This window comes from Flavobacterium sp. RHBU_24, assembly GCF_046613695.1.
Taxonomy (GTDB): domain Bacteria; phylum Bacteroidota; class Bacteroidia; order Flavobacteriales; family Flavobacteriaceae; genus Flavobacterium.
Genome location: NZ_JBKJHD010000011.1, coordinates 134,088 through 144,604, shown reverse-complemented (window position 1 = coordinate 144,604; position 10,517 = coordinate 134,088). Strand labels below are relative to the sequence as shown.

At 38.5% G+C, this 10,517-nt stretch carries 1 pseudogene; it reads right to left on the bottom strand.

Annotated features, from left to right (window positions below):
- Positions 1-10,394 (bottom strand): annotated as a pseudogene (locus ACLI09_RS12315) (hypothetical protein); the annotation flags it as partial.
- Positions 10,395-10,517 lie beyond the last annotated feature (123 nt).

Sequence of the window (10,517 nt, the reverse complement as noted above, 5' to 3'; positions counted from 1 at the left end):
GCAATTATGTCTGGTTTAAAGCCATCGGTAATACCTGATTCTACTTTACTTACTTTTACATTGTCTATGTAAAAATTAATGGTCGATGCCGCATTTTCATTTAGGTATATTTGAATCCTGCAGGTAGCCGATGTTCCGGCAGGGTTAGCAGTATCTGAAGGCACAGTTACTACAAACGACATAGTAGACCCTACTATTGTAGTAGAAGATATTGTAACTACAGTACCACTAATTTTCCTGAAAAAGTAGCTAAATATATTTGTAGAATTGTTTTTATCTAACTCAAACGAAACATTATAGGTACTCCCCGCAGTAAGGACTAAATCTTTATATGCGCCTCCGGCAAGCATGGTAGTTAACATAAGCCTTCCGTTTTGCATAACGAGGGGCTGTACATTATTATTACTTTTCACCCATCCTTCGGTATTTGTTGTAAAAGTGCCATTGTAAACAACGGTTTCTGTAAGGTTACCCCCCACAAGCTTACGGTCAGTAATTACGCTCATAACGTCGCCCAGGTGGTTTGATAGTTCATAGTTTTTATCACCTACCCTCCTGCCGGTTGTAGATGGTGTGCCCATAATGGCAAGGCTGCCTGCACCCTGGTCATCACCCATGCACACATCCCCTACACCATCATTATCAGCATCGGCCTGATTTTGGTTTGCTTCATAAATACAATTGTCACATACATCGCCTATATCATCAGTATCGCTGTTTGCCTGGTCGTTGTTTGGCACAAGGTTACAGTTATCACAGCCATACAAGACACCATTCTCTGTATACCTGTCTCCTATACCATCGTGGTCTTCATCATACTGCCTCGGATTTGGAGTGGTGGGGCAGTTATCACAAATATCTCCCACTCCATCATGATCTCCGTCTTCCTGCAACGGATTAAATGTAAAAGGGCAATTATCTACATCATTTGTTATTCCGTCGCCATCAGAGTCAAGCGCACCGTCCCCGCAATAAACAATACTAAATGGTACATATTGCTTACTCATTACTACATTGTTTTGAGAATATGTAGATAAAGAAGTGTTACCTGTAAAATCATCAAAACTAAACTCTTGAGTATATGGCTGGTTAGACGGAACACCCTGATTGTAATATTTATAATCAAAATCACATACTTCCGCCTTTATTGAAGGACTCATACTAGGAAGCTGGTCAGAATAATAGCTGAACATCCTCGCACCCATTGAATTTCGTATAACAGGCGGGGTTTCATAAGAGGTACCTGTTTCTTTCCACTTATCAAGAAATGCAGTATTTGTAACATTAAAATCTGCAATAACATAGTTATTTTCATTTATGGTAAGGAACGGCGAATAAGTGCCTCCCGCCTCTCTGAGTTCGAGTTTCATATTCCACTCACCTGTTGGTAAGCCTAAATTTTCTTTTAGTTCATAAGTAGTCTGATCTACTGTAATATGAAATTTGTTTACATGAGGCCTGCCCCCAAAAAGTTTTTTTCTTTTCCTCCTGTAACGTTCGTTATGCCTATGATATTTCTCTAGTATTATTACCGGTACAAACTCGCCACTTGGCAAACGTTTTACTTGTACCTTCAAGTTGCTCCTGTACCACTCTTTATGTAGATATTCCTGTTCCACATCTCCATCAGAATATCCACCACCCTGTAAATCGCATAAATTCCCGATTTCTCCATTACCTATATTAAGATCAGTAAGTTTTAAATTTGTTGAAATTATAACTTTTTTAGTTTTTGCACTTACTTCACCGTCAAAACAAAGGCTTGCATCAGTATCTGACCAACTTGCGTTCTTACTATATATATCAACAATATTACTACTGTTGTTATTTGTAAATAATAATCCTGCGGTTATTGTTTCAGGTGTTGATTGCGTTGAGTTAGTCGTATTAGCAGACATCCTTGCCGAAGACGGCATAGTTGTAGTGAGCATATCTTTGTCTGCATTTTCTACACCCAGCCTGCTACTGCCATAAATATCCTGTTCCTGTAAACGGAAGCTGAGCGCCTGCTGGGGTACATCAACAAGTTTATATGTACTCATAACATTACCCTGAGCATCCCTAATGTAATAGGTGCTTTCTACTTTTCCAGAAGTATCAGTAACCGATTTTATAATACGGTTTCCTAAACCATCATACTTAAAATCAATAATAGTGCCTGTCGATTTTGTAACACGTTTTACTTTTCCGTCAACCCTCCATTCTATAGATATACCTTCGCCATAGTCTTTTGTAAGTTGGCCTATATCATCATATACATAGTTAAAATAATTCTGGTTGGTTAAGTCATTCGCTCCGGATAAAGGTGTTGCAGTATCAGCAATATGTGTTAATTTGTTTGTCCCCTCTATGTACGTATATTGGAGTTGGTCGAAAGTTGCACCGTCAGTACTTTTTCTCTGTAGCGTTTTTATGTTACCATTACGGTCATAAGTAAATGCATTACTATATGATGTTGTAGGAGATAATGATTGGTCATACGCATTATATGCAATGTTTCGCGAGGTCATACTACTAATACGGTTAAGCTGGTCGTACCTGTAAGTATTAAACTGGCTGCTAAAATTATTTTCTGCCAGGTCGCCAAACGAGGTAACCATTTCTTTAATATTGCCATTGTAAAGATTGTAGGTACCCTCCATATTTTTTGCCCTAGAAAAATTCAGCAAATAACTGTCTACAGGTGTGCTTCCAGAATCAAAACGTGATTTATAATCATTCTGAAAATAATTCAATCCAAAAGCAAGGGCATCTTTAGCAACATCACTACCATCTTTACCCGCGTCGTAAACTGACCCTAATCGCTCAGAGTTAACTGTTTTAAGCCAGCCCTGTAGTGTATATATATAGTCTAAACCCTGTACTTTTTTATCACCTAACACAAGCCTTGCAAGCGGCCCGTGCTCATAATACTGGTAGTTTGCATCTTTTTCCCAGATTACATTGTCTTTACTGGTATAAACCTCTGTTATTCGATTATCGGCATCGTAAGAATACTTATGTATAAACTGGTCTTTTTGGGCTGGCTGATAAGTTACCTTATTTACGTTACCACTAATAAGGTCATAATCATATACAATTTTTTTTGCCCTTTGATTTTCTGGCAAATCTTCATCATTTATAAATGTTACTAATTCCCTAACATTTCCATGAATATCATAATCATAGTAGAGGGCCGATTTGTATGAATTCTCATTAAAAGACGACGAAATTATCTCATCATAAGATAATACTGATGTAACACGGTTACGCGAATTATTAGAATATTGTGTAAATAATGATGCTGAAGTTCCAAAAGGCACATCATATATTGTTTTCGTAACTTCTTTTTTAGTATAACTTAGCGCCTCATTAAATTCAACTGCTTCAGCATTATTATATATAAGTTTACCTTCGTTATTAATAGTATAAGCTGCAGATCCACTGCCTGTAAACGATATTTGCCCAGCCTCAAATACTCTTCCTAATCCATCATACTTAGTATAACTAAAGGTATCGCCGTTGTTATAGTTTACTGCCCTTATATTACCTATCCTCACGCTGGGGCTATAAAGTGCTGCATCAATAATAAGGGGAGCAGTAGTACAAGGGCGTGTTGTCATAGCAACACCATTTCTCTTGTAATAAATTGTTGTGCCTATGCGCTCTACCCTTAAAACATCGCCTAAAACTAAAATTGTAGAGGTAAATACAGTTCCGGTTCCATCGGTACAGGTCACAATACCACTACCACTTATAAATATGCCAAAACCAACGTTAGAAACTGTTGCGTTATTAGAATATGCTAAGCCAATCCTCGTGTTGTAATATGATGCAAGAGTGGCGTTAGCGGTTGTTTCCACAAAACCATTTCCTGTAATTGCAACACCGGTATTAGCATTTATCCAAGCAGAAGTTGTACCTGATGCTTTTATAATTGTATTATTAGTAACACTTAAACCGCTATCTAATGTAAACGAAGGGAAAGTATCACTGTTTATTTTTTGCTTATCATTTTGAGAGGCAATTATTCTGCCTTTATCGTCATATGCAAAACGTGATTCGCCACCATCTGGGGTTTTTTGCCAGATAAGTTGGTTTAGGGAATTGTATTTATACTGTGTTTTTAAAGAGTGTGCAGGCAGGCCGGAAGCACCCTGAGCCAACCTTTTAACCCCTTCAGGCGGAACAGTTTGCATTAAATTACCAGCCTGGTCATAATAATATAGCGTATATTGATATTCTTTATCAGGGGCAGTAACAGACAACTGTTCTGTTAACTGAGTTAAAGCCTGTTCCAGATAACGCTGCTTAAACAATTCTTTTTGCTGGTTAAGGTATTCTTGCCACAACGCCTGAGAGTAACTCTCGTATACCGTATTTGCAAATTGTGCACAAGGGTCTGGTTGTGCGCCTATATCAAAGTTATTTGTAGGGTGTACTGCTCGCGAAGGGCATACATCATTTTCCACCATAAACTCATCCGCAATATAATCAGGCCAGTTTAAAGTACCACCCGCCTGTACATACGTTAAATAAGAATTAACCGCATTTGCTGTATCAGGATTTCCATAGCCTAGTTTTGTTGCAGCAAAATCTTCAATTGTCATGAAATAAACATTATCCGGAGAAGTTACGCCGAATACCGTTAAATAGTTTTTATAATCCTGTACAACATACTGAAGGCTAGAATTACAGAAAAATTCTGCTGTAAAATATGTAGGCACAACATAATGGGCATACTGCATAGCATTAGTAAACTTACTATACCCATCAGCACATGTAATCGCTACTGGCACCTGCGGTATACAGCTTGTACAAGGCGTTTTTACTTCAACCATACAGCCTTGTACATAAAGGCATCCTATCTTTACATTACATACCGGATCCCTTTTAAAATTAAAACTTGCAGGATTGTTTTTATAAAATGAAACGGTTGAACTGTTAATATCAAAGTTGCTATAAGTCGAATAATATAAAAAATCGCTTATTTCCTCTTTTTTCAAATTTATAAAAACAGCAGATATTTTACAACCTGTATTACCTATCATAAAACTAACGGTTGTTGTAGGATTTCCATTAAAATAAGTTTCAGTTATAGCAATATTTGTTATCTCATCGGTAGGTTCGACCGACGTATTATTATCGCTGAAATTATACATGGTTTGAGTGGTAAAAGAATATACTCCGTTGTTGTAAGAATTGATAACTAAATCAAGTAATTTCTTTAAGTCAACAGTTAAATTTGGGTCAGCAGTGCAAGACCCGGTAAAACACTGTATTGTACCACGTAATATGTCTGTTCCTGCTGGCACCCTGGTGCCGCCATCATTAAATTCCAGATGATATGCCTCGATACTAAAAGTACCGTCGTTGTTGTATATAAAATTGCTAAAAGATGTAATTTGTGAAAAATATTTTGGTAATGTCAGCGTGAACTTGCATGCTCTATTCTTGTCAAAGTAGAATGAAAGTATATTTTGACTGATAGATACACCGTAAATACCTATCGAGTTAGGATCGGTACTAATAAACGGCGCCACATTTTGCATTATCGGCTGAGGCGTCATTGGCGAAACTCCAGAATTATAGTTGTCAAATGCATAATTTATGAGCGCTTCCATACTTGCAGCAGCCTGTGTTTCAAAAGGCACCATTTTTGTACAGTAACACTCCAGACTAAATTCCGTCGGATATATAAAATTGCCCGTTACTGTAACTAAAGCATTTGTAGTACTACTAAGGTAGGTAACCTTAATAACGCCCCCATCAATAGATACACTTGTAAATTTAGTAATATTAGCAGGGACGAAAGCCGAAGAGAAATGGAAGGTAACACTTATTGCTCCGGTAAGTTTGTAATCTCCCGATGAAGACGATACACGAATCCACGTAGGTGTGGTAGTACCACTATCAAGCAATAGTTCAGGAAAAATACTCGAAGAGTAACCATAAGTATCAATAGGCAACGGCATAGTAGCCGTCTGACCTACCAATACTGCAGTAGTATTGTTTAGCTTAGACGCGCCTAACAATTTATTAAAAAAACGAACAAGGCCTGTTTCAAATCGTGCCCTTTTAGTACAGCCTTGTGTACCTATGCCCGAAGACGATTCATTACTTAATAGTGTGGTACCATTTGAGGTATTATCAGGATCAAGGGTGCATTCACCCACCGCCACTTTAGATGTGCCTTCAATAATAATTTCTTCAGGGATGCCACACCCACCCGAACTACGCACTATAGTAGCTACAACCCTAAATGTGTATGTATACGTCGAAGGGTTGTAAGACCCAGGTACATAATAAATGTCTTTAAAATCTGTAATGGTAAATTGATTGCTTCCGTAATTGGTCCAGGTAGGTATAGGGCCGCAGCCTGAGTTTCCTGTTCCTGCGCCAACAATTGTAAGAGGAAGCATACCTGTATTGCCTATCTTTATATTTAATGTACCACTACTTATACTGCCAATAATTGTTGCATTGGTAAGTCCCGGAGTACCACCAAAACCCGCATACAAACCAGGGGTAAGTGCCGGGATTGTTGTTATAGGTACAGAAAGTAATAGCCCTTGTGCCTGGTATGATGGATTTATCAAAGCGTCAAGGAAACTCTCCATAGCTAATGCCATAGGGCATTTTCCTGTGGCAAGAAATACAGCCGCCTGGGCATCACTGGCCATGTTTGCCCCCCCGGATAACGGATCGCCGCCGGAACCCGAAGTTTGTGCACCTGAATCGTACCCGTAATCAACTGGAATAAACCTCTTCATTTTTCCTGTATATAATGACGCTGTTGAAGCACTACAAATAGCAGTAGCAGTAGCATCATTAGGATTAATAGGGTTGGTATTTAATGCGGGTGTTATTACATTATTAAGTATCTGTGCATATAAATTATCTACAGTATAGGCGGCGAAAGTTGTAACAAAAGAATCAGTATACGTTTCTGTACCAATACAAGCATTATATCGGCCATTTTTTGCTGCATAAACATTTGAATATACATATTTTATCCTACTTTTCAGTCCAAAATAAGATTGCCTGTACAATTGCCATATTTGGTCTTTTTTAGCAACTGGTATGGTATTATCATTAAAGATAATACTTGGAGTTAAATTAGCTAAATTTACTCCTGTTGATGTAAGATTATTGCCATAAAGCACCTGGTATGCTGCCGCAGAAAACATATTCATTGGCTGGTTATTTATATAAATACCATCATAGGCGGGTGTAACGCTTCCGGCCCCTATCGATTTACTATGCTTTAATAATGTGGTTTTTTGGCCAAATATTGTCGCATCTTCTATGCCAGGATAGGTAATGTTATAAAAAGGGTCAATGGTACCGGAACCAATAAGCTGGTTTAAGCTAATACTCATACCATTGTAGCTTACAGTATTATAAATCTCAGAATATTTATCCGTACTCTTTAGCAGATTATCAAAATCATCAGATGTTTTCCCGCTGCTGTTCTCTGTATCTGATACAACCTTATAGTAATAGTAATACGGGTACTCGGGGTGATATGGTAATAAAGATTTAGCCCATGAAGACTTATATTCTGAAAGAAAATCTGCAACATTTTCAAGCTGCTGAGGACTTACGTAAAACTGGCCTTCGTTTTCCCCAGGTTGTAATGTGCCACCGCTAATAATAGGCGGGTTATAGGCATTATTATCATTTAAAGTAACTAAAACTTTTGCCGGATTGCCGTCTTCATCCAGGTAAGGCGTGGAAGGATTTCTCCATGAAAACTTACTAAGGTAAAGCAAACCATTGTCATCCTGGTCTAACGCAGTTACAGCTTCGGTCGTATACCCACCGTAATAAAATGAATTTTCATCATTATAAATACTAAGTGGGTCTATAACTACATTCTCGGCTTCATCTTCAGTTAATGACGGATCATTTTCTAATCCTGTAGTAGAGCCGTACTGCCCACCTTTTTTAATGTCTGCAAGAAGCATATTTTCATATACTTCACCTTCAGAAAGGTTCCTGTCACAAAGTTCCCTGCAATTATTTATAAGGCCGGTAAATTCGGTTTTAAAGCGGTTTATATACAGAGGTATTTCACTATAGTCCATACCTGTATCGGCATCCTGATAATTAGCATTAGTGCCATCATAAGTAAATGTGCTGTTGCTATAAACGTTTTGCAGGTTAAGGGCTACATACTGGTTTTGGGCCATGATAATGTAACTTTGCCTTGCATCGGTATCGCCTAACTGGTCATTATTAGCATTACCGGGTATAGCATTTATCAAACTTGTATAAGAGGCAAAGGCACTCTCACTAAGATAATTTTTAACCACATCTACCTCGCATAATGTACATGTAGAGTTACAATTATTTAATGAGGCACTAGGTGCAAATTTAGAAGGGTCTACATAACACGGCGATGCAGAATTGGATAGTCGCGCGATATAATCGTCAGCATATTTATCTACAGATTGCTGGTCGACTGTTATTTTTTTATTAAATGTATAGCTTCCGGTCGCCAGTGAAGTGATAGTAGGTGTTGCTGTTGCCGTACTTGTAGTATTAGATGTAGAGGTAAGACTAAATGTACCCAGCGTACCAGACCTTGTACCTGTTAAGAGTTCTGTAGCACAATCATCTGTTAACGATAACTGCCAGTTGTATACAAATGGGTAATAAACAGAAGGCATACATAAATCAGTATATGCGGTACTTGAAATTGCATAATTAAAAGAGATTCCGGCATTTACTGACGCGCTTGCTGTAACAAAACTTAATTCAGTTGCAAGTTCTATCCTGTCGTTTTCGATACCAAAAGCGCCAGTGGCAATTTTTTTATTATTGTTGTCTTCACCTGTAGTTATCAAATTGTTTGTTACAGTTTGCCCTACGGTGGCTGTATCTGCCAAAGGTACTAAATTCGTTGGGCTTTCCCCGGCCATTGCAGTGGCTATTGTCTTCCCCTGCGGACTTACATAGCTAATACTTACCTGTCCATTAGGATCTACTACAGTGTTTTTTTGATACCTGTTAAATAACCCAACATTGGCACCAAAAAGCCTATTTAGTTCGCCATCAAAAGGCTGCGAATAAAGATAGGTCATTTCATGCCCACTGCCTATCTGGTGCGCGGAGCCAACCCCACCCTTCCTACGGATGCGGCCTGTATTATCCGGTGTATATTCTACCTGGCTGTAGGGGTATCCTAGAGCATTTGGCACATAGTCTTGATAGTTATTTTTACGTGCGCTCGAACCTGAATAATATTTTGAAGCACCACTAGATGCGGCCATTGGTACGGCTGGCGATATAACACAATTTTGTAATAAATCCCAGTCAAAATCATAATGTGTAAAAATAGATCCTGTATTATTCTTATTAATCGCATCATAAAATTTTATTGCCGACTCCTCTAATGGAACCGGTAAAACTTCAATAGCAGGCCTTCCTTGGTTATCATATATTGTTTCCCCGGCAATAGCTTGCTTATTGGTATTCATCCGGGTAACGGTTTGTCTGTTTCTTAAAGAGCCGTCAAAGTAACTTACAACTTCTTTTTTCTTCCCTTCCTCTGCATATGAAGCCTGGTACTGCCAGTTTTTCTTGCCTGCTTCATAATTTTGACTAATTTTTAGTACATTAGGCCAGTCAGAAATGTTATTTTTCGGCCCTACACCGCTTGACCATCCGCCGTAGTAAATTTTTGATATATTGTCGAGAAAACGTCCCACAGGCCTAATTCGATATATAAGGTAGCCTTTGGAAAAGACGAGCGGAATATTATAAGAAGTTTGCTTTGTCTGTATGCGCGTAGAGTTACGCCTGAACTCATCTTCAGTAAGCGAAATATCGGTTTGGGAGAGTTCATCATTATCAGGTCCGAAATTATCTACCCATACCCATTCAAGTTCATACTCTGAAGCAGGACTGTCAGCATCCTGCGTCCATCTTATAGATAACTCGTTTTGATTACCAATATTACCATTAGCAACAGTTTCTGTAGCCGTATTACCAGTATAGGTTATTAGCACGTTAGTAATAGGCGTTATAGATGACGTAGAAAGATTGTAATATCGTTCAGTTGTAAATTTTGCCTGTAAGTAAACTGGCGAGGATGATATGGTAATAGGCAGAGTACCTGCCTCATCAGTAGCGTAGGTAACTGAATTTATTTTAAAAGAAGCCCTGTGAATTCCCGGGATTTTATAAACCGAGAGATCCGTAAGGTTTACCACAGCACCGGAATTAACCAGGTCATGTTTTATTACAAGATTTACAGGTTGGGGTAAAGTTGTACCGGGACCTGTAAGGCCAAAAGTAGTAACCGTTACAGAAACGAAACAAAAATATATCTGATTTTTTGAGACGGCTGTTTCCTGAAGCGGGTCTATACCAAGATATAGCATAACAACAGGATCTACAGAAGCCATCTGACTCACATTTCCGGCCACAGAAATTTTTGCATCTGTTATCGGTATTGGCGGCCATTGGTTAGGATTACTCGACGTGTGTAAATAAACAGGTGTTGAAACAACGCTTTCAGTTTGTGCAAA